This window comes from Microbacterium sp. EG9 (assembly GCF_059759475.1).
On the sequence record NZ_CM186217.1, the window covers coordinates 508,043 to 533,139 of the forward strand.

The following is a 25,097-nucleotide window of genomic DNA, read 5'->3' on the forward strand; positions in this document are numbered from 1 at the left end:
GTCCCCCGGTGTCGCCACCCGCCGCCGCTCGCGACATCGCGGGACGGATGAACGGTGCGTGCCCTGTCGGAGGCCGCGGATAGGGTGGACCGGTGCCCGCTCCTGTCATCTCCGCTCGTCACCTCGTGAAGTCCTACAAGGTCAAGGGGAAGCCCGACTTCGTCGCCGTCGACGGTCTCAGCTTCGAGGTCGCGCCGGGGGAGTCGTTCGGTCTGCTGGGCCCGAACGGGGCCGGCAAGTCGACGACCATGAAGATGATCGGCGCCGTCTCCACCCGCACCGCGGGCGAGCTGCAGATCCTCGGACTCGACCCCGACCGATACGGCCCCGAGATCCGCTCGCGGCTCGGCGTCGTCCCGCAGCAGGACAACCTCGACGGGGAGCTCAACGCCCGCGAGAACCTCTACATCTACGGGCGGTACTTCGGTCTTCCCGGCAAGGTCTGCCACGAGAAGGCCGATGAGCTGCTCGCCTTCGCGCAGCTCGAGGACAAGGCGAAGAACAAGGTCGACCAGCTCTCCGGCGGTATGAAGCGCCGCCTCACGATCGCCCGCGGACTCATCAACGACCCTCGCATCCTCCTGCTGGACGAGCCGACGACGGGCCTCGACCCGCAGGCGCGCCACGTGCTGTGGGACCGCCTGTTCCGTCTCAAGGAGCGCGGCACGACGCTCGTGCTGACCACGCACTACATGGACGAGGCCGAGCAGCTGTGCGACCGGCTCATCGTCGTCGACAAGGGACGCATCATGGCCGAGGGCACCCCGGCATCCCTCATCCGCGCGCACTCGAGCCGCGAGGTGCTGGAGGTGCGCTTCGGCTCCGATCGCAACGCCGTCGTCGCCGAGAGCCTCGCCGGCATCGGCGACCGCGTCGAGGTGCTCCCCGACCGCATCCTGATCTACGCCGACGACGGCGAAGCGGCCCTCGAGCGCGTCACCGCCCAGGGCCTGGAGCCGATCACCTCGCTCGTTCGCCGTTCGTCGCTGGAGGACGTGTTCCTGCGGCTCACGGGAAGGTCGCTGATCGAATGAGCGCGCCGCAGACGGATGCCGGGACGCATCCGAGCCTCGACGAGCTGCGTGCCGAGGCGATGGCGTGGGGACGCAAGCCCCGCCGGCGCGGCAGCTGGTACGTCACGGAGCACATGGTGCGCGCGATGCGCGCGTACGGCTGGACGATCATCGTCGGCGCCGTCGGGCAGCCGATCCTGTACCTCCTCGGCCTCGCGGTGGGCCTGGCCGCGCTCATCCGCGTGCCGATCGTCGACCACGGTCAGGAGGTCAGCTACCTGATGTTCGTCGCGCCGGCGCTGCTGGCGACGGCGACGATCTCGGTGGCCAGCGAGGAGCTGACGTATCCGGTCATGGCCGGTTTCAAGTGGCGGCGCTACTTCTACGGCTTCAACGCGTCGCCGCTGTCGAGCCCGCAGATCGCGAACGGGGTGGTCGCGGGGGCGACGGCGCGCATGGTCGTCGCCTCGGCCGCGTACTACTTGATCGTCTGGCTGCTGCCGTTCGGGGCGGTGCCGCATCCCGCGACGGGGTGGCTCGCGGTGTTCGCCGGTGTGCTGGCGGGGCTCGCCTTCGGCATCCCGCTCATGGCGTACGCGGGGTCGATCGAAGACGACAAGGGGCAGTTCGCCCTCGTGCAGCGCTTCCTCTTCATGCCGATGTTCCTGTTCTCCGGCACGTTCTACCCGCTGGACTCGCTGCCGCTGTGGTTGCAGTGGATCGGGTGGGTCTCGCCGCTGTGGCACGGCGCCGAACTCGGTCGCGTCGCCACCTACGGCGCGGCGGTGGACCCGGTGATGGTCGCGGTCCACCTCGTCTACCTGCTCGCCCTCGCGGTGGTCGGCTACCTGTTCGCCCGCCGCGTCTTCACCGAGAGGCTCGCGAAATGAGCGCCGTCGTCGAGGTGCCCTCCACCGCGGCCCGCCGCGGCGGCGTCCGCGCGCTGTGGGCGGGCAACCCGGGCGCCGTCGTGCAACGCGGGCTCATCGCGGCCCGGTCGTCGAGTTGGGCGGTCGTGCTCTCCGGCTTCTTCGAGCCGGTGTTCTACCTGGCCTCGATGGGCATCGGCCTCGGCGCGCTCATCGGTGACGTCGAGACCACCCAGGGTGCCAGCGTCAGCTACGCCGCCTTCATCGCCCCGGCGCTGCTGGCGGTGTCGGCGATGAACGGCGCCATCTACGACTCCACGTGGAACGTCTTCTTCAAGCTCAACTACGGCAAGCTCTACGAGGGGATGCTCGCGACGTCGCTCGGACCGCTCGACGTCGCCCTGGGCGAGATCCTCTACGCGCTGCTGCGCGGACTCGCCTACGCGACCGGGTTCATGATCATCATGCAGGTCCTCGGGCTCAACCTCGCCTGGACCGCGGTGCTCGCCCTGCCCGCGGTCGTGCTGATCGCCTTCGGCTTCGCGAGCCTCGGCATGGCCGTCACGAGCTACATGAAGACGTTCCAGCAGATGGACTGGATCAACTTCGTGCTCCTGCCGATGTTCCTGTTCTCCGCCACGTTCTACCCGATCACGGTCTACCCCGGCTGGGTGCAGCAGATCGTCATGGCCCTGCCGCTGTGGCACGGGGTGGAGCTGATCCGCGGGCTCACGACCGGCATCCTGAGCGTCGACATGCTCTGGCACGTGCTCTACTACCTCGTCATGATCGCGATCGGGCTCGTGTTCACGACCAAACGGCTGCGCGCGCTGTTCCTCGACTGAGCTCGCAGCGGCGCGCACGACGTGAGACGACGGATGCCGCGGTCCACCCGGGCCGCGGCATCCGCCGGTCGTCGCCGAAGGCTCAGAGCGAGCCGGTCTCGCCCAGGCCGATGTTCGTCTCGTAGTCGACGTCCTTGGTCTCACGGGACAGCACCAGGGCGATGAGGGTGAGTACCGCCGAGCCCGACAGATACAGGCCGACCAGCCACGGCTCGCCGCCGGCCGCGGCCCAGAGGCCGAGAGCGATCGAGGGGGCGATGGCCGCGCCGAGGATCGACGAGACGTTGTACGCGATCGCCGAGCCGGTGTAGCGGACGTTGGTCGGGAAGAGCTCCGGCAGCACGGCGCCCATCGGCCCGAAGGTGGCCCCCATCAGCATGAAGCCGAACACGAGGAAGGCCTGCACGAGCGCGCCGGTGAACTTCGGGTCGACGGCCGGGAGGAGGAACACGTTGAAGGTGAGTCCGAGCACACCGATCAGCGCGGTCACCCAGATGAGGAGCTTCCGCCGCCCCACGGCATCCGCGATGGGACCCGACAGCAGCGTGAAGACGCCGAAGAACACGACACCGATGATCTGCATGATCACGAAGTCGGTGTAGCCGAAGCCGAGCCCGGGGACGGGGGCGTCGGCGGCCTTCGTGCCGTAGGCGAGGGTGAAGCTCGTCATCAGATAGAAGAGCACGTAGGTGGCGAGCATGATGAACGTGCCGAGGACGAGGTTCTTCCCGTGCCCGCGGACGACCTCGCCCAGCGGGAACCGGCGGATCGCGCCCTTCTTCTCGGCCGCGGTGAACGTCGTCGACTCCACGAGCTTCAGACGCACCCAGAGACCGATGATCACCATCACCGCCGAGAACAGGAACGGCACGCGCCAGCCCCAGGAGAGGAAGGCGTCCGAGCGCTGCAGGGGGCCGTCGGGGTGGGGGAGGGCGAAGTTGATCACGAGGAACAGGGTGTTGGCGATGATGAAGCCGATGGGGGCGCCCAGCTGCGGGAACGTGCCGTACCACGCGCGCTTGCCCTTCGGGGCGTTCTCGGTGGCCACGAGGGCGGCGCCCGACCACTCGCCGCCGAGGGCGAAGCCCTGGAAGAGGCGCAGGATCAGCAGCAGGAAGGCCGCCCACCAACCGATGCCGGCATAGGTGGGCAGGCATCCGATGAGGAAGGTCGCGATGCCCATCGTGAGCAGAGACGCGACGAGCGTGGCCTTGCGGCCGAAGCGGTCGCCGAAGTGACCGAAGACGACGGCGCCGATCGGGCGGGCGATCATCGCGGCGCCGAAGACGGCGAACGACGACAGCAGGGCGGTGGTCTCGTCGCCGGTCGGGAAGAAGAGCACCGGGAACACGAGAACCGCGGCGGTCGCGTAGACGTAGAAGTCGTAGAACTCGATGGTGGTGCCGACGAGGCTCGCGGTGATGACGCGGGCGCGGGAGTTGGCGGGTGCGGCGGGGGCCGCGGTGGCTGCGGACATGCGGAGTGAGCTACCTATCGATGGGGTGTCGAAGGTCCTCGTGGGACGCGCCGGTGGTGGGCGTCCGGGGCAGGGGTGTGTGCGGCGGGCGCCGCGACGATGGGGGCACCGGGGCGCCGGCAGGTTCCCGGCGCACGGCCATCGAGTCTACGCCGGGTCAGCGCCAGAGCACGGCCAGGGCCGCGTTGAGGAAGGTGAGGATGCCGACGAGCCAGAACAGTGCCGCCGGCGCCGCGCCCGCCTTGCGCTGGCGCGCGGTGCCGATGCCCAGGACGGCGCCGATCGCGAGCAGCACGATGAGCTTCACGCCGAGCTTGGTGTAGTTCAGCGGGTGGTCGATGCCCCACGGGGCGGCGAGGGCGAGCCCCGCGACGGCGGCGATGACCATGCCCCACGTCATCAGTCGCGTGATGCGCCGCTGGCCCACCGCCTCCACGACCCAGGCGCCGAAGAGGATCGCGAAACCGGTGAGGTGGACGAGGACGACGGCGTGACGCAGGATCTCCATGCCTTCAGCCTAACTGATGGCGGGCGGATCCGCGCCCCCGCCCGCCGCGCGAGCACAGCGAGTCGAACGTGTGCCCTCTCCCCGGTCGTTGAGCGAGCGCAGCGAGTCGAAACGTGTGCACCCCCGGTCGTTGAGCGAGCGCAGCGAGTCGAAACGCGTTCCCGGGCTGTGGACAACGCCCCCGGCATCCGCGCGGCCCCCGGTACCGTCGCGGGATGCCGTTCGTCTACATGCTGCGGTGCGCCGACGGCACGCTCTACGTGGGCAGCACGATCGATCTCGATCGGCGCATCGCGCAGCATGCGGCGGGCGAGGGAGCCGTGTACACGCGCCGGCGTCTGCCCGTGGAGCTGATCTGGAGCGAGGAGATGGCGCGCGTCGCGGACGCGTTCGCCTGGGAGAAGCGGCTGCAGGGGTGGAGTCACGCGAAACGTCTCGCCTACGCCGAGGGCGGTATCGAGGCGGTGCGGCGGTGGAGTGCCCGCCGTCGCGGCGACTGAGAGCGTTTCGACTCGGCCCTGCGGGCCTCGCTCAACGACCGGGTGGTGAGGTCCGCACCCCCGGTCGTTGAGCGAGCGGAGCGAGTCGAAACGCGTTCCCTCCGCACCCCCGGTCGTTGAGCGAGCGGAGCGCGTCGAAACGCGTTCCCCGGCGCAGCGCGTCAGCCGCGCAGGCGCCGCAGCAGCAGGGCCGTCCGCAGTGCGGCATCCGCCGCCTCGGCGCCCTTGTCCTCCTTCGACGCGGGAAGACCCGCGCGGTCGAGACCCTGCTGCTCGTCGTCCAGCGTGAGCACCCCGAACCCGACCGGCTTGCCGGTGTCGAGGGCGACGCGGGTGAGCCCGTCGGTGGCCGCGGACGAGACGAACTCGAAGTGCGGCGTGCCGCCACGGATGATCACGCCGAGCGCCACCACCGCGTCGGCGCCGGCGTCGAGCGCCGCCTTCGCCGCGACGGGCAGCTCGAACGAGCCGGGGACGCGTTCGAGGCTCCACGACGCGCCGGATGCCGAGAGCACGCGCTCCGCGCCGGCGATGAGGCCGTCGGTGATGACGTCGTGCCAGAGGCCCGCGATGACGACGACCCGCAGTCCCGTGGCGTCGATCGGGGCGGTCTGGGGGGCTCCGTGGCCGCTCATGCGTGCTCCTCCGTGCTGTGCGCGAGAGCCGCGTCGAGCTCGTCCGCGCTGATGATGTGGCCCATGCGATCGCGCTTGGTGGCCAGGTACTGGTGGTTGTTGGCGCCGACGCCGACCAGCAGCGGCACCTGCTCGACGATATCCAGTCCGAGCTCGCGCAGCTGCTTGACCTTGTCGGAGTTGTTCGTCAGCAGGCGGATGCGGTCCACGCCCAGATCGGCGAGGATGCCGCCGGCCGCCGCGTAGTCGCGCGCATCGGCGGGAAGTCCCAGAGCCAGGTTCGCGTCGACGGTGTCGAGCCCCCGCTCCTGCAGGCTGTACGCACGCAGCTTGTTGATGAGACCGATGCCCCGGCCCTCGTGTCCGCGCATGTAGACGACGACCCCGCCGTCCTTCTCGATGCGATCCAGCGCCGCGTCCAGCTGCGGACCGCACTCGCACTTGAGCGAGCCGAAGGCCTCGCCCGTCAGGCACTCCGAGTGCACGCGCACGAGCGGGGCGTCCTCGGTGAGGTCGCCGGAGACGACGGCGATGTGGTCGGTGCCGGTGACGCGATCCTTGTAGGCGAGGAAGCGGAACGTGCCGTGCGAGGTGGGAACGGTCGCCTCGGCGCGCAGGCTCACCCGGCGCTTCTGCGCCGCGGGAGAGGGCGCCGCGATGGCCGCGGGCTCGACCTCGTCGAGGTAGCCGATGAGCTGCTCGATCGTGATGACGGGCACGCCTTCGCGAGCGCCCATCTCGAGCAGACCCGGAAGCCGCATCATCGACCCGTCCTCAGCGACCACCTCGCCGATCGCGGCGACCGGCTGCAGGCCCGCGAGGCGCATGAGCTCGACTCCGGCCTCGGTGTGGCCGGCCCGCTCGCGCACGCCGCCGTCGACGGCGCGCAGCGGCAGGATGTGCCCCGGTCGGATCACCGACGACGGCACGGATGCCGGGTCGGCGAGCACGTTGAGGGTGTGCGAGCGGTCGGTGGCGCTGATCCCGGTCGAGACACGGTCGGCGGCGTCGACGCTGACCGTGTAGGCGGTCCCGCGGGCGTCCTCGTTGACCGCGACCATCGGCGGCAGGTCGAGACGGTCCGCCCACTCGGCGGGCATCGGCGCGCAGATGAACCCGCTCGACCAGCGGATGGTCCATGCCAGCCATTCGGGCGTCGCGAGCTGCGCCGACAGGATGATGTCGCCCTCGTTCTCGCGGTTCTCGTCATCGGCGACGATGACCGGCCGCCCCGCGCGGAGGGCATCGAGGGCTTCGGGGATGGTCGACAGGCTCATCGTGAGCCCCCTTCGTTCGTGTTCTCGGGAGAGGTCGGGGTGAAAGCGAGGAGGCGCTGGACGTGACGCGCCAGGATGTCGGTCTCGAGGTTGACGCGGTCGCCGGCCACCCGGTCGCCGAGCGTCGTCGCCTCGAGCGTCTCGGGGATGAGCGACACTTCGAACCAGGCCTCGGAGGCCGCGGCATCGGAGGCGTTCGACACCGTGAGCGAGACGCCGTCGACCGCGATCGACCCCTTGTCGACGACGAGGGGGGCGAGCTCCGCGGGCAGCGAGATGCGGATGACGCGCCACTCGGCACCCGGCCGCACCTCGAGCACGGTCCCGGTGCCGTCGACGTGCCCCTGCACGATGTGTCCGCCGAGGCGCCCGTGCGCGGCCATGGCGCGTTCGAGGTTGACACGGGTTCCCGGGCCGAAAGCGCCCAGCGCCATGTCGAGGCTCTGGCGCATGACGTCGGCCGTGAACCAGTCGTCGCCCTGGTCGACGACGGTCAGGCACACGCCGCTGACCGCGATCGAGTCGCCGTGGCCGGCGTCGGACACCGACAGCGGCGCCCGCACGGTCATCCGCACGCCGTCGCCCGACGGTTCCACCGCGACGATCTCGCCGCGCTCTTCGATGATTCCGGTGAACATCAGTCCTCTTCCTCCGTGGTCGCGGTGTGGGCCTCGTGCGCCGAGCGCAGATGCCCGACGATGAGCAGGTCGTCGCCGAGCCGTTCGACGGATGCCGTGGCCAGCCGGCGCTGCCCCGTGATCGTCGCGACGCCGATGTCGCCGACCGCGAGCCGCGGTCCGCCGATCAGCGTGGGCGCGATGTAGACGAGCAGCTCGTCGACGAGCCCCTCGCGGACGAACGACGACGCCAGGGTCGGTCCGCCCTCGACGAAGACGCGGTGCGCGCCCAGCTCGCGGAGCCGGTCGAGCAGGTCGGCGAGGTCATCGCCCTCGTCCTGCATGAACGGGCGCGGATGCCGCCGGACGCGGGCATCCAGGGGCGTGGCGCGCGTGCCGACGACCACGGGTCGCGGCTGGTCGTCGTAGAGCGTGCCGTCGGGCCGGCGTGCCGTCAGCGCGGGGTCGTCGGCGAGCAGCGTGCCCGTGCCGACGAGGATCGCATCGGCGACGCTCCGGCGGCGGTGCACGTCGGCCCGCGCCTGCGCACCGGTGATCCACTGGCTCGTGCCGTCGGCGGCCGCCGCGCGCCCGTCGAGGGACTGTGCCCACTTGAGCGTCACGTGCGGTCGGCCGAGGCGCTGCACCGTCAACCACGAGTCGAGCAGCGCTTCGCCCTCGTCCCCGCCGACGCCGCGGATCACCTCGACGCCCGCGGCGCGCAGCCGCTGCGCACCCCCCGAGGACTGCTCGCCGGGATCGTCGACGGCATAGACCACGCGGGCCACGCCGGCAGCGATGAGCGCCTCGCTGCACGGGCCCGTGCGGCCCGTGTGATTGCAGGGCTCGAGGGTGACCACGGCGGTGGTGCCGCGCGCGGCATCCGCGCCGGAGCGTGCGGTCAGTCGGGTGAGCGCGTCCACCTCGGCGTGAGCCGTGCCCGCCCCGCGATGCCAGCCCTCGGCGAGCACCTGTCCGTCGGGAGAGAGGATGACGGCCCCCACCTGGGGATTGACTCCTCGCGGGCCCCGCCGTGCGATCTCCAGGGCGCGCCGCATGGCACGGTCGATCACCGTGTCGTCGCGGTCTGTCGCTGCCATCCGTCGTCCTCCACCTGAGGCTCCGGGGGCGCGTTCGACACCGCAGACGACGCGTCCGCGTACGGATCGTCGTCCGTGCTGCCTCCCATCCGGACTAGCGCTCGGGCCCGCAGGGCCTTCGCACATCACCGTCGGTTCCGGAATCCCACCGGATCAACCCCCTGGTGAGAGGGGGCTCGCGGACTGTCACCGCCGGTTCGGATTCACACCGACCCCGGAGCACGTTTCTTGCACTTGATCCTAGTCAACGCGCGGATGCGGATTTCATTCCGTGTCGGTCGGAGGATTCCGCGCGGCCGCCCAGCGATCTCCCCGCCCCGCGGCCTAGCCTGGAGGCACACACGACGGGGAGGCGACGATGGCTCACGACACCAGCGGCACGCAGAGCAGCGACGATGTGCGCGGGGCGGCTCGTCTTCGTGAGCGCCCCTTCGCCGACGTGCTCATCATCGGCGGCGGCATCAACGGGCTCGCGACCTTCCGCGACCTCGCACTGCAGGGCGTCGACGTGGCTCTCGTCGAGCGCGGCGACGTCGTCTCGGGAGCATCGGCGGCCTCGAGTCACATGATCCACGGCGGCATCCGCTACCTCGAGAACGGCGAGTTCCGCCTCGTCCACGAGGCCGTCACCGAGCGCAACGCGCTGCTGCGGACCGCGGCGCACTACGTCCGGCCGCTGCAGACGACCATCCCGATCGGCTCGACCTTCTCCGGAGTCCTGTCGGCTCCGTTGCGGTTCCTCCGGCACGGCGCCGGGAAGCGCCGTGAGCGGGGAGCGGTGCTCATCAAGATCGGCCTCGTGATCTACGACTCGTTCTCCCGCGGCGGCGGACTCTTCGGGGGAGGCGCGGTGCCGCGCCACGCGTTCCACGGCCGGTCCGCCTCGCTTCGGCAGCTGCCGCGGCTCAACCCCGCCACCCGCTACACCGCGACGTATTGGGACGCCTCCCTCCACGACCCGGAGCGGCTCGCGGTCGACGTCCTGCGCGACGGGCTGCGCGCCGGAGCGGCGGACGACCGGGCGCGCGTCGCGACCTACACGGCCGCCGTCGGACACGACGACGGCAAGGTGGTGCTCCGCGACGCCGATTCCGGAGCGGAGTTCGTGTTCTCGGCATCCGTCGTCGTGAACGCGTCGGGACCGTGGACCGACCTCACCAACCGCGCCCTCGGCGACGACACGCATGACATGGGTGGGACCAAGGGCTCGCACATCGTGCTGGACAACGAGGAACTGCTCGAGGCGACCGCCGGCCGCGAACTGTTCTTCGAGCACTCCGACGGCCGCATCGTGCTCATCTACCCGCTGAAGGGACGCGTGCTCGTGGGCACGACCGACCTCGAGCACGACATGGGCGCGCCGATCGTGTGCACCGACGACGAGATCGACTACTTCTTCGAGTTGATCGGCCACGTCTTCCCCACGATCGCCGTCGATCGCTCGCAGATCGTGCACCGCTTCGCCGGCGTGCGCCCGTTGCCCGGACACGGCGACGTGGCTCCCGGTTTCGTGTCGCGCGACTACCGGATCGAGGCCGAGCGGATGCCCGGCACCGACGCGCCTACCGTCCTCAGTCTCGTGGGCGGCAAATGGACCACCTTCCGCGCCTCGGCCGCCCACCTCACCGACCGGGTGCTGGAGGTGCTCGCCCGCCCGCGGACACGGACGACGAAGGGGCTCGCCATCGGCGGCGGCGTCGGCTATCCGACGTCCGAGCGCGCCCGCCGACAGTGGGTGCTGGCGCACGCCGGCGCGGTGGACCCGGCGCGCGTCTCCGTCCTCCTCGATCGCTATGGCACGATCGCCGAGGAGGTCATCGCCGCGACGGGCGCCGACGACGTCCCCCTGCGGACGGCGCCGGACTACACGCGCGACGAGCTGCGTCACCTCGCCCGCACCGAACTGGTCGTGCACCTCGAGGACGTGCTCCTGCGTCGCACCGATCTCGCCTTCCGAGGCCGCGCTGACCGGGCCGTCGCCGTCGAGATCGCCGACGCGATCGCACCGGTCATGGGGTGGGATGCCGCCGCGCAGGCGGCCGAGGTCGATCGCGCGCTCGCCGCTGTGCACGCCGCCGATCCGGCCTGGCAGCCGGCGGCGGCGCGCTGAGCGCGCGGCGACCGCACCGGCCCCGCCGCTACGGCGCTCGCGTTCCCGGGCGTCGCGTCACTTCAGCAGTCGCGACAGCCGCCGATCGGCCAGTAGCTTGCCGCCCGTCTGGCATGTGGGGCAGTACTCGAGGGAGTCATAGAGACCCTCGGCCTCTCTCGGCTAGCGGATGACACTCCGCCGCACCCTGCGGCGAAGGCGTTCATTGTCGTGCTCGTGGGTGCCGGCTCGTTCGTGGTCGCGGTCGCACCGCCGATCGGTCAGACCATAAGGCGAAACGTCGAGTTGACCGGACTTGAGCTCGAAGTGCAGAACGCGTTTGAGCAGCGTCGCCAGGCCAAACTTGCAAGGGAGCGAGCAGCGCTAGCCGCGGGCGTCAAGGCACGGAACCGCTCGTGGTGGCGCAGATGGCGAAGTCGTCTGTGAGCGCACGGAGACACCTTGGCGATATCGACACTCGCGCCAGGTGCCCTCAGAGGTTGATAGGACGCAGTCTCTGGGGATTCGTGCAAATCTCCAGTTGCCAAGAACTGGCAGCGGTGCGACTGCGAAGACGCCGCGATCGAGGTGCGCGGTCGACCGCTGGCTCGATAGGTTGTGCTTGTGGAGGGGACCGCGACCGATGAAGAAGATGTTCCGAGGACACTATCCGCCCAGCGAAGCGGAATTGAGTGACCTGTGGTCCAACGGGCTGATAGTGCTCGACACCAACGCGCTACTCGACCTCTTCAGGTACTCGTCGAGTACTCGCGACGAGTTACTTGGATTCCTGGGTCGACACAAGAAGCGGTTGTGGATCCCGCATCAGGTCGCGCTTGAGTTCCAGAGGAACCGCAGGAGCATCCCTTCGGCGCAGAGGAAGGCGTTCGAGGAGATCAGGAAGGAGATCGACGGCGCCGAGACGGGGGTGGTCGAGAAGCTCAGGCAGCTGCGCACTCATCTCCCAATCGAGGCCGCGGATCTAGAAAAGGCTGCCGTTCGGTACCTCAAGAAGTTGCGAACGCGCCTCAACGCGGCGATCGATGAGCATACGTCAGCGGTTCTAGAACAGCAGGCGCATGGCCACACGTTCGACACTGTAAGCGAGATCTTTGATGGTCGCGTCGGGAAACCGTATGGCACCGAAGACATGAAGTCAAAGCACACTGAGGCCGACGGCCGCTTCGCCAGACGCATTCCCCCGGGATACAAGGACTCAGAAAAGAAAGGTGAAGAGAGATACGGGGACTTCATCCTGTGGTCTCAGATTCTGGATCATGCCGAAGAGGTCAAACTGCCCGTGATCTTCGTCACCAACGACGTGAAAGAGGACTGGTGGGAGCGCGTCGACGGCCGAACGATCGGTGCTAGACCAGAGTTGGTAGAGGAATTCTACGCGCGCGCTGAGCGTCGTGTGCATTTCTACACTTCGCGACGCTTTCTCGAATATGCAAACAAGGCACTTCCGGACGAAAAGAAGGTAAGCGAAACGGCCGTTCGGGAGGCGGGAACCATCGGACGAACTAGTCGCACTAGGGCGTCGGTTTCTGACATTGAAGCGCTGATCCGATCCCTGCGTGAGGCCACGGAGGATGAAAAGCGCACAATCCGCGCCCGGCTCATGGACGGCGGCTTCGCTCCCGGGACGGCCGGCGTACTGTCTGGAGTTGATCGCATCGGTGTAGCCGCAAGAGGTCGACTGGGACTCACCGGCGTTGGCGACGCCGTTGGCTTCGCTCAGAATGGCGGCTCCGCGATCGGTTTTACCAACTACCTGGCCGAGAACGGACTCTTTCGGTCCACCCCAACCGCGGAGGCTGCTTACCAGTACTTAAAGGCCAACGCAACTAGCCCACAAGAGTATGTCGAACGTGTCGCGGCGCTTCGAGCCATGGCTGAGGCCGAAACTGAGGCCGGTGTTGACAGCCCGTCGGTAGTGGACGAGGAGTTTTATCCGCCTGAGATGTTGGAGGAGTAGTAGGGCATCCTGGCGTCGAGTGCCACTCTGAGCGACGCTCGTTTCCGAAGCAAGGCGAGACGAGCTGAGCAATCGTTCGCCGTGCGGACACGGTGGGTGCCTAAGCGACATGCCCACGGTAAGGCGTCAGGTCGCTGCGCGGCGTTCCCGGAGGCGTGCGGTCTTCGCGGGTCCTTGAAATACCTCGTTCAACACCTCATCCATGAGAGCGAGCACGTCGGCAACGTCCTCTGAGTCCGGCACATCATCGATGTCGCCATGAGCCATGTCGTTGCCGAGGTGGCGAATTTCGTGAGCGGCGTCCTTCGTGTCGTTGCGGATGATGTTCTGCTTCGCCAGCGTATCGATCTTTGAAAGCAGGTTTCTCGACGTAACGCCCTTCGCCTTCGCAGTCGCCTCGACAACGGTACGAGCCATAAGGATCGCGGCCATGGGTGCGTTGATGCTGAAGGCCGAGTGTGCTTCCCTCGCCGCCTGAGCGATATGCGTCGGTACGTCGGGAAAGACGGGTGCTGTGCCTACCCGTGGGAACCATGAGAAGTTCTCGTCGGGAGTGTTGTTGAAGTACCCGTCGTAGGCCTGGCCCGCTGTTGAGTACGAGTCCGCGACTCCGATGCTGAGATGGCCGCAGTTGTCACATGTAGCGGCTGCCTGGAGTATTCCGATCGGAGTCCCGGGACTGCTGTGCCAATGCTCCGAGCTCAGCAGGCGAACCCACTGCGGAGTCATATGAGAGTTCTTTTCACAGAAGGCACATAGCGTTGCGGTCATGGCTCCATTGTGCACCGGGCCTCCGTCAACCGCGATCATCTGAGGCACTTGCGTGGCCTGGTCGATTGTCGATATCGCCTGGCACCCGCTGTCGCCTGAGATGCGCCTAGGATGCCTCCGCGAGTGCAGAGAGGGCCGTCGCTTCGCGCGCTTCGCGCTCAAGAATCCGGTTGACCGTCTGGGGTGACCAGTCGCTCGCGCCCTGGGCTGTCGGCACCTGGTCTGCCGTGAGGTTCTTCGCGATTCGGTAGGCGGTCATACCTTCGCGGTGCTCGCGAACGATTCGGGCCACGATGTCGTCGGGCACCGCGCGAGGGCGACCGAGTGCCTTCTTGTCCGGGTTGGGGCGACGGCGGACGGCTGCGAGACCTGACTTGGTGTGCTCGCTCATGATTCGCCGTTTCCACTGCGGCATCGAGATCAGCACGTTGAGGATGAGTTCGCCGTTCGCGGGTGGGGTGGGATGCCGCCGCGCAGGCGGCCGAGGTCGATCGCGCGCTCGCCGCGGTGCACGCCGCCGATCCGGCCTGGCAGCCGGCGGCGGCGCGCTGAGCGCGCGGCGACCGTACCGGCCCCGCCGCTACGGCGCTCGCATTCCTGGGCGTCGCGTCACTTCAGCAGTCGCGACAGCCGCCGATCGGCCAGCAGCTTCCCACCCGTCTGGCACGTGGGGCAGTACTCGAGCGAGTTGTCGGCGAAGAAGACGCTGCGCACCCCGTCACCGCACACCGGGCAGGCCTCGCCGCGGCGGCCGTGCACGGCCATGCCGCGTCGCTTCGCATCCTTGAGGTCGGCCGGAGGCTTGCCGGATGCGGTGGCCACGGCATCCGTCAGTGTCGTGCGCATCGCGTCGTAGAGGCGGTCCACATCCGTGTCGGTGAGACTCGCCGCCAGCGCGTACGGCGACATGCGCGCGGCGTGGAGGATCTCGTCCGAGTAGGCGTTGCCGATACCCGCGACGATCGACTGGTCGCGCAGCACCCCTTTGATCTGGGTGCGCCGGCCCGCCAGCAGGGAGGCGAGCGTGTCGCGCGTGAAGTCGGGGGCGAGCGGGTCCGGTCCCAGGCGCGCGATGCCGGGGACGTCGGCGGGCTCGCGCGCCGCGTAGACCGCGAGGGACTTCTTGGTGCCGGCTTCGGTGAGGTCGAAGCCCGACCCGTCGTCGAGGCGGACGCGCAGCGCGATGGGCGTCTTGCCGGGGCGGATCACCGTGTCGGGCACGGCGTCGTACCAGCGCAGCCAGCCCGCTTTCGCGAGGTGGAAGATGAGATGGCTGCCGGCATCCGTCGCGAGATCGACGAACTTCCCGCGCCGTGTCGCGCCGGAGATCGTCGTTCCCACGAGGGCGTCGATCGGCGGATCGTAGGTCTTCAGGGCCGCGATGTTCGCGACCGTGATCTTGACGACGGTGCGCTCGGACGCGCGGGTGCCGAGGAAGTCGACGAGACCTTGCACCTCCGGCATCTCGGGCATGACCTCATCCTGCCACGGCCCCCGGACGCGGCGTCAGGGGGATGCCGGCCAGGCCTGGGGTGCCCGATCGTCGCCGACGAGCAGACCCGCCACGAGGCCGTCGCTGCGGATCCCCGCGCCGTTGACCAGCGCCGAGCGCTGACGTCCTTCGTACCGGAACCCGAGACGTTGCGCGACGCGGTGCGATGCGGGGTTCTCCGCCACGGCGCGCCACTCGATGCGGACGAGTCCGAGGCCGTCGGGCGAGAAACCCCAGTCGAGCACCGCGCGGGCGGCCTCGACCACGAGCCCCCGTCCACGCGCGTCCGCGGTCATCCAGTAGCCCAGCTCGCCGGAGCCCGCGGCCAGACGGTGCAGCCCGATCATGCCGACCAGTCGTCCGTCATGGCGCACGGCCCAGGTCGCCTCCGTCCCGGCATCCCACCACCCCGCGGCCTTGCGGACGAACCCCTCGGCGTGCGAGCGCTCGTACGGCGAGGGGACGGTGGTGAACCGCTGGATCAGCTCGTCCTGGCAGGCCGCGAAGATCGCGTCGACATCGCCGTCCGTCGGGATCGAGAGCTCGAGCCGCTGCGTCCTCAGCGTCACCGGTTGCATGCAGCGAGCCTATCCCGCCCCCTCCCCGGGCCCCCGCCCTGGGCCCCGCTCCGGGCCCCCGCCCTGCATGACTCCGCCGGAGTCGCCCGTTGGGCTGCTCAGGGGTCACCCGCCGCCGGTTCCGATGGAGTCATGCGGATGAGTGCCGCATCGTCCACAGCGCCGCCCTTTCGCCCGGATGTCCAGGAGTTCTTCCGCAGCGGGCGCGAGCCGCCGGAGGCTGGTCAGCATTGCGGCATGGATCAGGTCGTCTGTCTCTCCGCACGCGAGCTCCTGGAGAGGGGAATGACCCGACATCGCATCGCTGAAGCCGTGCGACGCGGCCAGATCGTCCGTGCCCGCCGTGATCACTATCTCCCCGCAACGGCTCCGGCGGCCGCCGTCGAGGCGGTGCGCGTCGGTGGACGTCTCACCTGTCTCAGCGCGCTGGCGACGCGCGGCGTCTTCGTGTTCGCCAACGACGCGCTCCATGTGCACGTCACCCGCGGAGCCAGCCGACTGCGAGCCCCCGACGATCGTCGGCGCCCGCTGCCGCAGCGGGCCGACCGCCGTGGGTTGCGTCTTCACTGGATGCCGCTGGCACGTCCGGAGGACGCCGACACCGTGTGCGTGGGTGTCTTCGACGCGCTGGTCCACGCCGTGCTCTGCCAGCCTCCGCGCTATGCCGTCGCGACCCTGGACTCCGCCCTCAACAAAGGACTGATCCGTCGCAGTGACCTCGATGCGCTGTTCTCGCACCTGCCGAGGCGGCATCGCACGCTGCGCCGGCGCCTCGACGGTCGCGCGCAGGCGGGCACCGAGAGTCTGGTCCGCGTGATGCTCTGGAAGTTGGGTGCGCGCGCCGTCCCGCAGGTCTACTTCCGCGGGGTGGGCTTCGTGGATCTCCTCGTCGACGGATGGCTCGTCATAGAGTGCGACAGCAGGGAGTTCCACTCGGACTGGCGTCAGCAGGTCAAGGACCGCGAACGGGATCTCGCGCTCGCCGCCCGCGGCTACCTCACCCTCCGCCTGACGGCAGCGCAGATCCTGTACCGTCCCGACGAGGTATACACCGCGCTGCGCGCCCTCGTGCGGGGTGGGCGACCAGCGGCCGCGTCCCGGCGCAACTCCGCCTGAGCGGGGCGCCGGAAGGGATCCAGCCCTCTACAGTGACCGCGCAGGCGGAGTTGTGCAGACCACACCGGCACCCACCCCGCGACGCCTGCTCGCGGGGCGGGGTCGGGGGAGGGGGGTCAGCCGCGGCGCAGCAGCCCGACCTTGGCGTAGACGTCCGCGAGGGTCGCGTCGGCGACCTCCGCGGCGCGGTCGGCGTTGGCGGCGAGCACGCGATCCAGCTCCGCCGGGTCGTCGAGCAGCTCGAGCGCGCGCCGGCGCACCGGCCCGAACTCGTTCACGACCACCTCTGCGAGCCCCTTCTTGAAGTCGCCGTAGCCGCGGCCCGCGTACTCGTCCTCGATCGACGGGATCTGGCGACCGGTCAGGGCCGCGTAGATCACGAGCAGGTTCGAGACGCCGGGCTTGTTCTCCTTGTCGTAGCGCACCGCGCCCTCGCTGTCGGTGACGGCGCGCATGATCTTCTTCGCCGACACGGCCGGGTCGTCCAGCATCCACAGCACACCCGCGTCGGACTCGGCGGACTTGCTCATCTTCGACGTCGGGTTCTGCAGGTCGTAGATGCGGGCGGTGTCCTTCTGGATCACCGGCATCGGCACCCGGAACGTCTCGCCGTACCGGCCGTTGAAGCGCTCGGCGAGGTCGCGGGTGAGCTCGACGTGCTGCTTCTGGTCGTCGCCGACCGGCACGATGTCGGTCTGGTAGAGCAGGATGTCGGCCGCCATCAGCACCGGATAGGTGAACAGGCCCACATTCGTCTGATCGGCGCCGTACCGGGCGGACTTGTCCTTGAACTGCGTCATGCGGCCGGCCTCGCCGAAGCCGGTGATCGTCGACAGCACCCAGGCGAGCTCGGCGTGCGCCCGCACGTGCGACTGCACGTAGAGGGTCGACTTCGACGGCTCGATGCCGGCCGCGATGTACTGCGCCGCCGTGCGGCGGGTCTTCTCGCGCAGCTCCGCCGGGTCGTTCGGCTGGGTGAGCGCGTGGAGGTCGACGACCGAGAAGAACGCCTCGTACGCCTCCTGCAGGTCACGCCACTGCAGGAGAGCCCCGATGTAGTTGCCGAGCTGGAGGGAGTCGGCGGAGGGCTGCATTCCGGAGTAGAGGCGGGGCCTGGTCATCGTCCAAGTCTAGAGAACGGATGCCGGCTCCCCGCCCGCGACGGCCGCCGCCCCGCCGCGCCGTCGTCAGAAGGTGTAGTCGGCGATGACGGGCGCGTGATCGCTCCACCGGGTGTCCCAGGAGGGGGCGCGCACCACGCGGTAGTCGACCACCCGCTCCGCGAGCGCCGGGCTGGCGAGGTGGTAGTCGATGCGCCATCCGGTGTCGGTGTCGAACGCCTTCCCCCGGTTCGACCACCAGGAGTACGGTCCGTCGACCTCGCCCGCCCAGCGGCGGCCGACGTCGACCCAGCCCAGGCCGGTGCCGGTGGTCCCGTCGATGCAGGCGACCTCGGCACCGGCCGGGCCGAGGAACCGGTCGAAGTACGCGCGCTCCCGCGGCAGGAAGCCCGCCTTCTTCACATTGCCGCGCCAATTGCGGATGTCGAGCTCGCGGTGACCGACGTTGAGATCGCCGGTGATCAGCGCGAGCGCGCCGAGCTGCGGCATCCGCGCTTCCATCGCATCGAGGAAGGCGTACTTGGCGACTTGCTTCTCGGTGTCGGCCTCGCCGGTGTGGACGTACGCGCTCACGACCGTGAGGCGCTCGCCGTCCACGTCGATGTCGGCCTCCACCCAGCGGCCCCGCGAGTCGAGGGCCTCGTCTCCGAGCTCGACGCGCCAGACGTCGATGGGTGCGCGCGCCGCGATCGCGACGCCGGCGCGGCCCTTCGCCAGCGCCTCGTCGTTGACGACGTGCCAGCCCGGCAGCGCCTCGGCCAGGTGTGCGGCCTCACCGCGCACCTCCTGCAGGGTGAGCACGTCGACGCCGGCGGACTCGAGCCAGGGACGCATCCCCTTGCGAGCGGCGGCACGGATGCCGTTGACGTTGACCGAGGCGACGCGGAGGTTTCGAGGCACCAGACCACCCTAACCAGCGTCTCCGACACGGCCGGCTCGGGCGACGTCGGGGTCAGTCCAGCAGCAGCCCGCGCCGCGGCGGCGGTGTGTCCGCCTCGATGCGGGCGAGGTCGTCCTCGGCGCGCCGCAGCTCGCGGGTGGCGCTCCACCGGCCCCACCAGGGCGCCTCGCCGCGCGCCAGATGCGCGTCGCGCACGCGGATGCGGGCCGCGAGGAGGAGTGCGGCGTGCTCGCGGCGGCGCTGCTCGTCCTCGCTGAGCTGCTCGATCGGGACGTCGGCGTCCTGGGCCGTGAGGGCCACCCACGAGGCGGCGACGAGGATCACGATCCCCACGAGGCGGAACCACAGCAGGAAGCCGACGAACACGGAGAACGTGGCCAGCAGCGGGTTGGAGGGGGAGTACGACAGGAGGATGCCGGCGCCGTACTGCAGCACGACCATCGCGGCGCCGCCGAGCGCGGCGCCGGGGGCGATGAGCCGCCACCGCAGCGACGTCCCGGTCAGGAAGCGGATGAGGGCGGCGATCGCCGCGGTGTTGATCGCGAAGGCGACCGCCGCCGAGGCGACCCGGCCGGTGCCCCACACCCACCCCGAGTAGTCGGGCCAGTCGAACAGCCGGAAGAGCAGTTCGATCGCCCCGGCCGCGATGGTGGCCAGCACCGCGCCGACGACGAGGGCCAGACCGAACAGGGCGGCGGCCAGGAAGTCGCGCGCCTTCAGCAGCACGTAGCTGCGGGTGTCGAACGGGAGGCCGAAGATGTCGCGCACCGCGCGGCGGGTGAAGGTGACGAACCCGATCGCCGTCCACAGGGCGGCGACGAAGGCGACCGCACCGGTGATGGCGAGCACGCTCGCCGACTCCTGGGCGATCTGCGCGACGTCCGCCTCGCTGACCAGGCCCTGCCCGTCTTGCTTGCCGATGAGTCCGGGGATGTACAGGTTGACGATCTGGATGAGGCCGTCGATCGCCTGCTCGCTGCCGCCGAGCCAGATGCCGACGATCGCGAAGCCGAAGTAGATCACCGCGAAGATCGCGAACAGCGATTGGTAGCTGATCGCCGCCGCCAGCAGGAACCCGTTCGCCCTCAGGAAGTGGCGCCACACGCGGATCGGGAACCACGCGAGGGTCTTGCGCGTGATCTTCGTCGCGCGCTCGATCGGCTCGTCCAGCCGCTCGCGCAGCGGCGACTGCTCCCAGCGCGCGCGCCACACGGCGTCCGCGCGTTCCGACGAATCCGTCACCCGTTCAGAGTAGCGATCGTGGATGCCGTGGCCCCCGCCGGGGCGCGGGACCCGGCATCCGTGGTCGTCTCAGCGCCCGCCGCGCAGCACGGCCTGCTTGACTTCGGCGATGGCCTTGGTGACCTCGATGCCGCGGGGGCACGCCTCGGTGCAGTTGAAGGTCGTACGGCAGCGCCAGACGCCTTCCTTGTCGTTGAGGATGTCCAGGCGCACATCGGCCGCGTCGTCGCGCGAGTCGAAGATGAAGCGGTGCGCGTTGACGATCGCGGCCGGGCCGAAGTACTGCCCGTCGGTCCAGAACACGGGACACGACGACGTGCACGCGGCGCAGAGGATGCACTTGGTGGTGTCGTCGAAGATCTCGCGGTCGACGATCGACTGGATGCGCTCCTTGCCGGCCTCGGGCTTGCTGTTGGCGATGAGGAACGGCTGCACCTCGCGGTACGACGCGAAGAACGGCTCCATGTCGACGACGAGGTCCTTCTCCAGTGGCAGGCCCTTGATCGCCTCGACGTAGATCGGCTTCGAGATGTCGAGGTCCTTGATCAGCGTCTTGCACGCCAGACGGTTGCGGCCGTTGATGCGCATGGCGTCGGAGCCGCAGATGCCGTGCGCGCACGAGCGGCGGAAGGTGAGCGAGCCGTCGACCTCCCACTTGATCTTGTGCAGCGCGTCGAGCACCCGGTCGGTGGGGTACATCTCGACGTCGTAGTCGACCCAGCGCGGCTCGCTGTCGGTCTCGGGGTCGAAGCGACGGATGATGAAGGTGACGAGGTACGACTGGATCGGAGCCTCACCGGTCGTCTCGGCGACGACGTCCTGTTCGACGATGGCGGTCGTCATCAGTACTTCCTCTCCATCGGGGGGTAGTTCAACTCGCCCTTGTCGTTCTTCGTGAACACGACGGGCTTCCAGTCGAGCTTGATGTGGTCCTCGGGGTCGGGGGAGTGCGGGTCGCCCGTGAGGTAGGCCATCGTGTGCTGCATGTACTGCTCGTCGTTGCGGTCGGGGTAGTCCTCGCGCATGTGGCCGCCGCGGCTCTCGCGGCGGTTGCGGGCGGCGTACGCGACGATCTCGGCGAGGTCGAGCAGGAAGCCGAGCTCGACGGCCTCGAGCAGGTCGGTGTTGAAGCGCTTGCCCTTGTCGTCGATGTGCACGTTCTTGAAGCGCTGGCGCAGGTCGTGGATGGTGCCCATCACGTTGGTGAGGGTCTCCTCGGTGCGGAAGACCTGGGCGTTGGCGTCCATCTCCTCCTGCAGCTTCTTGCGCAGCACCGCGACGCGCTCGGTGCCCGCGTTCGCGCGCAGGCCCTCGAGCATCTCGCGGACCTCCTTGGCCGGGTCCTCGGGCAGCGGCACGAAGTCGGCCGTCTGCACGTACTCGACGGCGTTGCGGCCGCTGCGCTTGCCGAAGACGTTGATGTCGAGCAGCGAGTTGGTGCCCAGGCGGTTGGCGCCGTGCACCGACACGCACGCGCACTCGCCGGCGGCGTAGAGGCCGGGCACGACGGTGTCGTTGTCCTGCAGCACCTCGCCGTTGTTGTTGGTCGGGATGCCGCCCATGGCGTAGTGGGCCGTCGGCATGACCGGCACCGGCTCGGTGACGGGGTCGACGCCCAGGTAGGTGCGCGCGAACTCGGTGATGTCGGGGAGCTTGGTCTCCAGCACCTCGGCCCCGAGGTGGGTGCAGTCCAGGTACACGTAGTCCTTGTGGGGACCAGCGCCGCGGCCTTCGAGCACCTCCTTGACCATGCAGCGGGCGACGATGTCACGCGGGGCGAGGTCCTTGATGGTCGGCGCGTAGCGCTCCATGAACCGCTCGCCGGAGGCGTTGCGGAGGATCGCGCCCTCGCCGCGGGCGCCTTCGGTGAGCAGGATGCCGAGACCCGCGAGACCGGTCGGGTGGAACTGGAAGAACTCGATGTCCTCCAGCGGCAGGCCCTTGCGCCACACGATGCCCACGCCGTCGCCGGTGAGGGTGTGCGCGTTGGAGGTCGTCTTGTAGATCTTGCCGAAACCGCCCGTGGCGAAGATGACGGCCTTGGAGTGGAAGACGTGCAGGTCGCCCGTGGCCAGCTCGTAGGCGACGACGCCGGCGACCTGGGTGTTGCCGTCGGCATCCTTCACCGTGATCAGGTCGAGCGCGTAGTACTCGTTGAAGAAGTTGATGCCGAGCCGCACGCAGTTCTGGAACAGCGTCTGCAGGATCATGTGTCCGGTGCGGTCGGCGGCGTAGCACGCGCGGCGGACCGGGGTCTTGCCGTGGTCGGCCGTGTGCCCGCCGAAGCGGCGCTGGTCGATCTTGCCCTCGGGGGTGCGGTTGAACGGCAGGCCCATGTTCTCGAGGTCGATGACGGCGTCGATGGCCTCGCGGGCGAGGATCTCCGCGGCATCCTGGTCGACGAGGTAGTCGCCGCCCTTGACGGTGTCGAAGGTGTGCCACTCCCAGGAGTCCTCTTCGACGTTCGCGAGCGCCGCCGCCATGCCGCCCTGCGCCGCACCGGTGTGCGAGCGGGTCGGGTACAGCTTGGTGATGACGGCGGTGCGGGCGCCGGGCCCGGCCTCGATCGCGGCGCGCATGCCGGCGCCGCCGGCGCCCACGATGACGATGTCGAACTCGTGGTAGTACACGCCGTCCTTCAGGACGGCCTCGGGATGCTGGGTAGTCACGTCAGGGATGCCTTGTCTTCTGCGTCGTCTTGTGCGGTGTCAGCGTGCGGCGCACATCTGGATGAGCCAGTCCGTCGTCGAGTTCTCCACGCCCAGGCACGGGTCGAAGGTGAACACGACGAGGGTGCCGAGCAGGATCAGGAACCCTGCCGCGACCCAGAGCGCCCAGACGAGCACCTTGCGGGTGGTGGCGCCGACGACGTAGTCGTTGACGATCGTGCGCATGCCGTTCGCGCCGTGGATGAGGGCGAGCCACAGCATCAACACGTCCCAGACCTGCCAGAACGGGCTCGCGAACTTGCCCGCCACGAAAGCGAAGTCGATGCCGTGGATGCCTTCGCCCAGCATCAGGTTGACGAAGAGGTGGCCGAAGATGAGCACGACCAGCAGCACGCCGGACACGCGCATGTAGATCCAGCCGGCCTTCTCCAGGTTCGCGCCCTTCTTGCGCACCTGAGGGGTGCGCGGCGCCGGGATGGCCTGCTCGTCGCTCGGGGTGAGGGTGGACATCAGTGACCGCCTCCGATGTTCGAGAGCACGATGGGGATGTGGCGTGCGGCGAAGCCGCCCACGGTCACGACCCACAGGCCCAGCACGCCCCACCACAGCTGACGCTGGTGACGGGTCGCCCACGGCCACAGGTCGACCGCGATGATGCGCAGGCCGTTGAAGGCGTGGTAGACGATCGCCGCGACGAGGGCGACCTCGCCGAAGCCCATGATCGGGTTCTTGTACGTGCCGATGACCGCGTCGTACGCCTCGGGGGAGAGGCGGATCAGCGCGGTGTCGAGCACGTGCACGAGCAGGAAGAAGAAGATGGCGACGCCGGTGATGCGGTGCAGAACCCAGGACCACATGCCCTCGTTGCCGCGGTAGAGCGTTCCGCGCGGCGTCTTGGACGTGGTCTGTGCTACCGACGGTGTGACGCGTGCTGGTGCAGACACGGTCGTCCTCCCTTGGTGTGAACGGACACCTCGGTACGGCGGGGGCAGGACTTCGGCCCCGGGGTTCACAACGGCACTGGACCCTCGGCGTCGCACACGGGCGCACTCATATCCTAGGTCGGCGTTCGAGACATGGGCGAGGAAGGCGACCCTAAGTTCTCTCGATATCGAGAGAACCGGAATGAAACCGCCTTCTTTCGGAAACGGGTGCGTCACCCGCCGACGGCTAGCCTGTCTGCATGGCCGATCCGATCGACGACTTCTACGCCGTGATCCCCGCGGGGGGTGTCGGCAGCCGCCTGTGGCCCCTCTCCCGCGCGGATGCGCCCAAGTTCCTGCACGACCTCACCGGGTCGGGCCACTCGCTGCTGCGCGACACGTGGGACCGCCTCGCGCCGCTGTCCGGCGCCGACCGCATCGCGGTCGTCACGGGGCGCGCGCATCGCGCCGCGGTGGAGGAGCAGCTTCCCGGCATCCCCGACCACAACGTCTTCCTCGAGTCCGAGCCGCGCGACTCGGCGGCCGCGATCGGCCTGGCCGCGGCGATCCTCCACCGCCGCGAGCCCAACGTGATCATCGGCTCGTTCGCCGCCGACCACGTGATCCGCGGCACGCGCGTGTTCGAGTTCGCGGTCCGCGACGCCGTCGAGGTCGCGCGCGAGGGCTACATCTGCACCGTCGGAATCGCCCCCTCGGAGCCCGCCGTGGGGTTCGGCTACATCAAGCGCGGCGGTGAGCTGATCGTCGACGGGGCGCGGGATGCGTCGCTGGTCGAGCGCTTCGTGGAGAAGCCCGACCTCGAGACGGCGAAGAAGTACCTCGCCGACCGCGACTACCTCTGGAACGCGGGCATGTTCATCTCGCGCGCCGATGTGCTGCTCGCCGAGATCGCGGCCAACAACCCCGAGCTGCACGCGGGACTGCTCGAGCTGGCCGAGGCCTGGGACGACCGCGAGCGGCGGGGACCCGCCGTCGACCGGATCTGGCCGAAGCTGCCCAAGATCGCGATCGACTACGTCGTGGCGGAGCCGGCGGCCGAGAAGGGGCGGCTGGCCGTCGTGCCGGGGCACTTCGACTGGGACGACGTCGGCGACTTCGCCAGCCTCGCCAAGCTCAACAGCGGGGGACGCAAGAACGACCTGGCGATCCTGGGCGAGAACGCCCGCATCCTCTCGGATGCCGCGAGCGGCATCGTCGTCAGCCACACCAACCGCGTCATCAGCCTCATCGGCGTGAAGGACATCGTCGTCGTCGACACCCCGGACGCGCTCCTGGTGACCACCAGCGAGCACGCCCAGCGCGTCAAGGGCGTCGTCGACGCGTTGAAGCTGACGGGTCGCGGCGACGTCCTCTGA

At 69.3% G+C, this 25,097-nt stretch carries 25 protein-coding genes and 1 riboswitch; of the genes, 8 read left to right on the forward strand and 17 right to left on the reverse strand.

What is annotated here, in order from left to right; all coding sequences use genetic code 11:
• The first annotated feature begins 92 nt into the window (after positions 1 to 92).
• Genes AC6CQV_RS02215 through AC6CQV_RS02225 form a run of 3 tightly spaced genes read left to right on the forward strand, consistent with a single transcriptional unit; the run spans position 93 to position 2,727 of the window.
• Positions 93 to 1,034 (forward strand): ABC transporter ATP-binding protein, encoded by a 942-nt coding sequence (locus AC6CQV_RS02215; RefSeq protein ID WP_060961009.1) that lies wholly within the window; start codon positions 93 to 95, stop codon positions 1,032 to 1,034.
• The gene (locus tag AC6CQV_RS02220) at positions 1,031 to 1,903 is read left to right on the forward strand and encodes an ABC transporter permease (RefSeq protein WP_060961008.1); all 873 of its coding nucleotides are present in this window, start codon (positions 1,031 to 1,033) and stop codon (positions 1,901 to 1,903) included. Before AC6CQV_RS02215 ends, AC6CQV_RS02220 begins: the two co-directional genes overlap by 4 nt.
• Entirely contained in the window at positions 1,900 to 2,727 is an 828-nt protein-coding gene (locus AC6CQV_RS02225) for an ABC transporter permease (protein ID WP_060961007.1), read from the forward strand. Before AC6CQV_RS02220 ends, AC6CQV_RS02225 begins: the two co-directional genes overlap by 4 nt.
• 82 nt (positions 2,728 to 2,809) lie before the next feature.
• Here AC6CQV_RS02225 and AC6CQV_RS02230 read toward each other — a convergent pair whose 3' ends face one another.
• Positions 2,810 to 4,204 carry an MFS transporter gene (locus AC6CQV_RS02230; protein WP_205283363.1) on the reverse strand — a complete coding sequence of 465 codons (1,395 nt, stop codon included), beginning with the start codon at positions 4,202 to 4,204 and terminating at the stop codon, positions 2,810 to 2,812.
• Between the two features lie 157 nt (positions 4,205 to 4,361).
• On the reverse strand, positions 4,362 to 4,712 hold the full coding sequence (locus AC6CQV_RS02235) for a hypothetical protein (protein WP_060961005.1): 351 nt from the start codon (positions 4,710 to 4,712) through the stop codon (positions 4,362 to 4,364).
• Positions 4,713 to 4,927: 215 nt separating this feature from the next.
• Between AC6CQV_RS02235 and AC6CQV_RS02240 the strand changes: the two genes are divergently transcribed.
• A complete protein-coding gene (locus tag AC6CQV_RS02240) occupies positions 4,928 to 5,212 on the forward strand; it encodes a GIY-YIG nuclease family protein (protein ID WP_498260135.1) in 285 nt (94 codons plus the stop codon).
• Between the two features lie 161 nt (positions 5,213 to 5,373).
• Here AC6CQV_RS02240 and ribH read toward each other — a convergent pair whose 3' ends face one another.
• The 4 genes from ribH to ribD are packed head-to-tail and all read right to left on the reverse strand — an operon-like array spanning position 5,374 to position 8,841.
• Positions 5,374 to 5,847, reverse strand: coding sequence for a 6,7-dimethyl-8-ribityllumazine synthase (ribH, locus tag AC6CQV_RS02245; protein WP_060961003.1), 474 nt, complete (start codon positions 5,845 to 5,847; stop codon positions 5,374 to 5,376).
• On the reverse strand, positions 5,844 to 7,124 hold the full coding sequence (ribA, locus tag AC6CQV_RS02250) for a GTP cyclohydrolase II (RefSeq protein WP_191008966.1): 1,281 nt from the start codon (positions 7,122 to 7,124) through the stop codon (positions 5,844 to 5,846). The genes ribH and ribA overlap by 4 nt, the downstream gene beginning before the upstream one ends.
• The gene (locus AC6CQV_RS02255) at positions 7,121 to 7,762 is read right to left on the reverse strand and encodes a riboflavin synthase (protein WP_498260136.1); all 642 of its coding nucleotides are present in this window, start codon (positions 7,760 to 7,762) and stop codon (positions 7,121 to 7,123) included. Before AC6CQV_RS02255 ends, ribA begins: the two co-directional genes overlap by 4 nt.
• Positions 7,762 to 8,841, reverse strand: coding sequence for a bifunctional diaminohydroxyphosphoribosylaminopyrimidine deaminase/5-amino-6-(5-phosphoribosylamino)uracil reductase RibD (gene ribD / locus AC6CQV_RS02260; protein WP_061782047.1), 1,080 nt, complete (start codon positions 8,839 to 8,841; stop codon positions 7,762 to 7,764). The genes AC6CQV_RS02255 and ribD overlap by 1 nt, the downstream gene beginning before the upstream one ends.
• A gap of 71 nt (positions 8,842 to 8,912) precedes the next feature.
• Positions 8,913 to 9,068, reverse strand: a riboswitch (FMN riboswitch).
• A gap of 131 nt (positions 9,069 to 9,199) precedes the next feature.
• On the opposite strand from ribD, the gene AC6CQV_RS02265 reads away from it, so the two are divergent.
• Both AC6CQV_RS02265 and AC6CQV_RS02270 read left to right on the forward strand, forming a co-directional pair.
• Positions 9,200 to 10,951 (forward strand): glycerol-3-phosphate dehydrogenase/oxidase, encoded by a 1,752-nt coding sequence (locus tag AC6CQV_RS02265; protein WP_498260137.1) that lies wholly within the window; start codon positions 9,200 to 9,202, stop codon positions 10,949 to 10,951.
• Between the two features lie 622 nt (positions 10,952 to 11,573).
• Positions 11,574 to 12,908 carry a PIN domain-containing protein gene (locus tag AC6CQV_RS02270; protein ID WP_498260138.1) on the forward strand — a complete coding sequence of 445 codons (1,335 nt, stop codon included), beginning with the start codon at positions 11,574 to 11,576 and terminating at the stop codon, positions 12,906 to 12,908.
• A gap of 126 nt (positions 12,909 to 13,034) precedes the next feature.
• Here the strand turns inward: AC6CQV_RS02270 and AC6CQV_RS02275 are convergent, their stop codons facing one another.
• The 4 genes from AC6CQV_RS02275 to AC6CQV_RS02290 form a co-directional block, all read right to left on the reverse strand.
• Positions 13,035 to 13,340, reverse strand: a complete 306-nt coding sequence (locus tag AC6CQV_RS02275) for a DUF4145 domain-containing protein (RefSeq protein WP_498260139.1) — start codon at positions 13,338 to 13,340, stop codon at positions 13,035 to 13,037.
• Positions 13,341 to 13,785: 445 nt separating this feature from the next.
• The gene (locus tag AC6CQV_RS02280) at positions 13,786 to 14,070 is read right to left on the reverse strand and encodes a recombinase family protein (RefSeq protein ID WP_498260140.1); all 285 of its coding nucleotides are present in this window, start codon (positions 14,068 to 14,070) and stop codon (positions 13,786 to 13,788) included.
• Positions 14,071 to 14,288: 218 nt separating this feature from the next.
• The gene (locus AC6CQV_RS02285) at positions 14,289 to 15,152 is read right to left on the reverse strand and encodes an Fpg/Nei family DNA glycosylase (protein WP_498260141.1); all 864 of its coding nucleotides are present in this window, start codon (positions 15,150 to 15,152) and stop codon (positions 14,289 to 14,291) included.
• Positions 15,153 to 15,185: 33 nt separating this feature from the next.
• Complete coding sequence (locus AC6CQV_RS02290) at positions 15,186 to 15,749, reverse strand: GNAT family N-acetyltransferase (protein ID WP_205283357.1); 564 nt, start codon at positions 15,747 to 15,749, stop codon at positions 15,186 to 15,188.
• 285 nt (positions 15,750 to 16,034) lie between these two features.
• Here AC6CQV_RS02290 and AC6CQV_RS02295 point away from each other — a divergent pair, with 285 nt between their 5' ends.
• The gene (locus tag AC6CQV_RS02295; RefSeq protein ID WP_498260142.1) at positions 16,035 to 16,865 is read left to right on the forward strand and encodes an endonuclease domain-containing protein; all 831 of its coding nucleotides are present in this window, start codon (positions 16,035 to 16,037) and stop codon (positions 16,863 to 16,865) included.
• 116 nt (positions 16,866 to 16,981) lie between these two features.
• Here the strand turns inward: AC6CQV_RS02295 and trpS are convergent, their stop codons facing one another.
• The 7 genes from trpS to sdhC all read right to left on the reverse strand — a co-directional run bounded on the left by trpS (position 16,982) and on the right by sdhC (position 23,742).
• Entirely contained in the window at positions 16,982 to 17,986 is a 1,005-nt protein-coding gene (gene trpS, locus AC6CQV_RS02300) for a tryptophan--tRNA ligase (protein WP_082734301.1), read from the reverse strand.
• 66 nt (positions 17,987 to 18,052) lie between these two features.
• Positions 18,053 to 18,886: an exodeoxyribonuclease III gene (locus tag AC6CQV_RS02305; RefSeq protein ID WP_498260143.1), complete on the reverse strand. Its 834-nt coding sequence runs from the start codon at positions 18,884 to 18,886 to the stop codon at positions 18,053 to 18,055.
• A 52-nt stretch (positions 18,887 to 18,938) separates the two neighbouring features.
• Complete coding sequence (locus AC6CQV_RS02310; RefSeq protein ID WP_498260144.1) at positions 18,939 to 20,129, reverse strand: YihY/virulence factor BrkB family protein; 1,191 nt, start codon at positions 20,127 to 20,129, stop codon at positions 18,939 to 18,941.
• A gap of 69 nt (positions 20,130 to 20,198) precedes the next feature.
• Entirely contained in the window at positions 20,199 to 20,972 is a 774-nt protein-coding gene (locus AC6CQV_RS02315) for a succinate dehydrogenase iron-sulfur subunit (protein WP_060960993.1), read from the reverse strand.
• Complete coding sequence (gene sdhA, locus AC6CQV_RS02320; protein ID WP_060960992.1) at positions 20,972 to 22,798, reverse strand: succinate dehydrogenase flavoprotein subunit; 1,827 nt, start codon at positions 22,796 to 22,798, stop codon at positions 20,972 to 20,974. Before sdhA ends, AC6CQV_RS02315 begins: the two co-directional genes overlap by 1 nt.
• A gap of 39 nt (positions 22,799 to 22,837) precedes the next feature.
• Positions 22,838 to 23,308 (reverse strand): succinate dehydrogenase hydrophobic membrane anchor subunit, encoded by a 471-nt coding sequence (locus AC6CQV_RS02325; protein WP_060960991.1) that lies wholly within the window; start codon positions 23,306 to 23,308, stop codon positions 22,838 to 22,840.
• Positions 23,308 to 23,742: a succinate dehydrogenase, cytochrome b556 subunit gene (gene sdhC / locus AC6CQV_RS02330; RefSeq protein ID WP_005048122.1), complete on the reverse strand. Its 435-nt coding sequence runs from the start codon at positions 23,740 to 23,742 to the stop codon at positions 23,308 to 23,310. Before sdhC ends, AC6CQV_RS02325 begins: the two co-directional genes overlap by 1 nt.
• Before the next feature lie 239 nt (positions 23,743 to 23,981).
• Between sdhC and AC6CQV_RS02335 the strand changes: the two genes are divergently transcribed.
• The gene (locus AC6CQV_RS02335; protein WP_498260145.1) at positions 23,982 to 25,097 is read left to right on the forward strand and encodes a mannose-1-phosphate guanylyltransferase; all 1,116 of its coding nucleotides are present in this window, start codon (positions 23,982 to 23,984) and stop codon (positions 25,095 to 25,097) included.

Excerpts from the sequence above, each read along its gene's own strand:
- trpS (WP_082734301.1), bottom strand. The coding sequence starts at position 17,986 with ATGACCAGGCCCCGCCTCTACTCCGGAATGCAGCCCTCCGCCGACTCC.
- AC6CQV_RS02285 (WP_498260141.1), bottom strand. The coding sequence starts at position 15,152 with ATGCCCGAGATGCCGGAGGTGCAAGGTCTCGTCGACTTCCTCGGCACC.
- AC6CQV_RS02255 (WP_498260136.1), bottom strand. The coding sequence starts at position 7,762 with ATGTTCACCGGAATCATCGAAGAGCGCGGCGAGATCGTCGCGGTGGAA.
- AC6CQV_RS02315 (WP_060960993.1), bottom strand. The coding sequence starts at position 20,972 with ATGACGACCGCCATCGTCGAACAGGACGTCGTCGCCGAGACGACCGGT.
- AC6CQV_RS02240 (WP_498260135.1), top strand. The coding sequence starts at position 4,928 with ATGCCGTTCGTCTACATGCTGCGGTGCGCCGACGGCACGCTCTACGTG.
- AC6CQV_RS02265 (WP_498260137.1), top strand. The coding sequence starts at position 9,200 with ATGGCTCACGACACCAGCGGCACGCAGAGCAGCGACGATGTGCGCGGG.
- ribD (WP_061782047.1), bottom strand. The coding sequence starts at position 8,841 with ATGGCAGCGACAGACCGCGACGACACGGTGATCGACCGTGCCATGCGG.
- AC6CQV_RS02235 (WP_060961005.1), bottom strand. The coding sequence starts at position 4,712 with ATGGAGATCCTGCGTCACGCCGTCGTCCTCGTCCACCTCACCGGTTTC.
- AC6CQV_RS02270 (WP_498260138.1), top strand. The coding sequence starts at position 11,574 with ATGAAGAAGATGTTCCGAGGACACTATCCGCCCAGCGAAGCGGAATTG.
- AC6CQV_RS02290 (WP_205283357.1), bottom strand. The coding sequence starts at position 15,749 with ATGCAACCGGTGACGCTGAGGACGCAGCGGCTCGAGCTCTCGATCCCG.
- AC6CQV_RS02280 (WP_498260140.1), bottom strand. The coding sequence starts at position 14,070 with ATGAGCGAGCACACCAAGTCAGGTCTCGCAGCCGTCCGCCGTCGCCCC.
- AC6CQV_RS02295 (WP_498260142.1), top strand. The coding sequence starts at position 16,035 with ATGACCCGACATCGCATCGCTGAAGCCGTGCGACGCGGCCAGATCGTC.
- ribH (WP_060961003.1), bottom strand. The coding sequence starts at position 5,847 with ATGAGCGGCCACGGAGCCCCCCAGACCGCCCCGATCGACGCCACGGGA.
- AC6CQV_RS02275 (WP_498260139.1), bottom strand. The coding sequence starts at position 13,340 with ATGGCCGCGATCCTTATGGCTCGTACCGTTGTCGAGGCGACTGCGAAG.
- AC6CQV_RS02230 (WP_205283363.1), bottom strand. The coding sequence starts at position 4,204 with ATGTCCGCAGCCACCGCGGCCCCCGCCGCACCCGCCAACTCCCGCGCC.
- AC6CQV_RS02225 (WP_060961007.1), top strand. The coding sequence starts at position 1,900 with ATGAGCGCCGTCGTCGAGGTGCCCTCCACCGCGGCCCGCCGCGGCGGC.
- AC6CQV_RS02325 (WP_060960991.1), bottom strand. The coding sequence starts at position 23,308 with ATGTCCACCCTCACCCCGAGCGACGAGCAGGCCATCCCGGCGCCGCGC.
- AC6CQV_RS02335 (WP_498260145.1), top strand. The coding sequence starts at position 23,982 with ATGGCCGATCCGATCGACGACTTCTACGCCGTGATCCCCGCGGGGGGT.
- AC6CQV_RS02220 (WP_060961008.1), top strand. The coding sequence starts at position 1,031 with ATGAGCGCGCCGCAGACGGATGCCGGGACGCATCCGAGCCTCGACGAG.
- ribA (WP_191008966.1), bottom strand. The coding sequence starts at position 7,124 with ATGAGCCTGTCGACCATCCCCGAAGCCCTCGATGCCCTCCGCGCGGGG.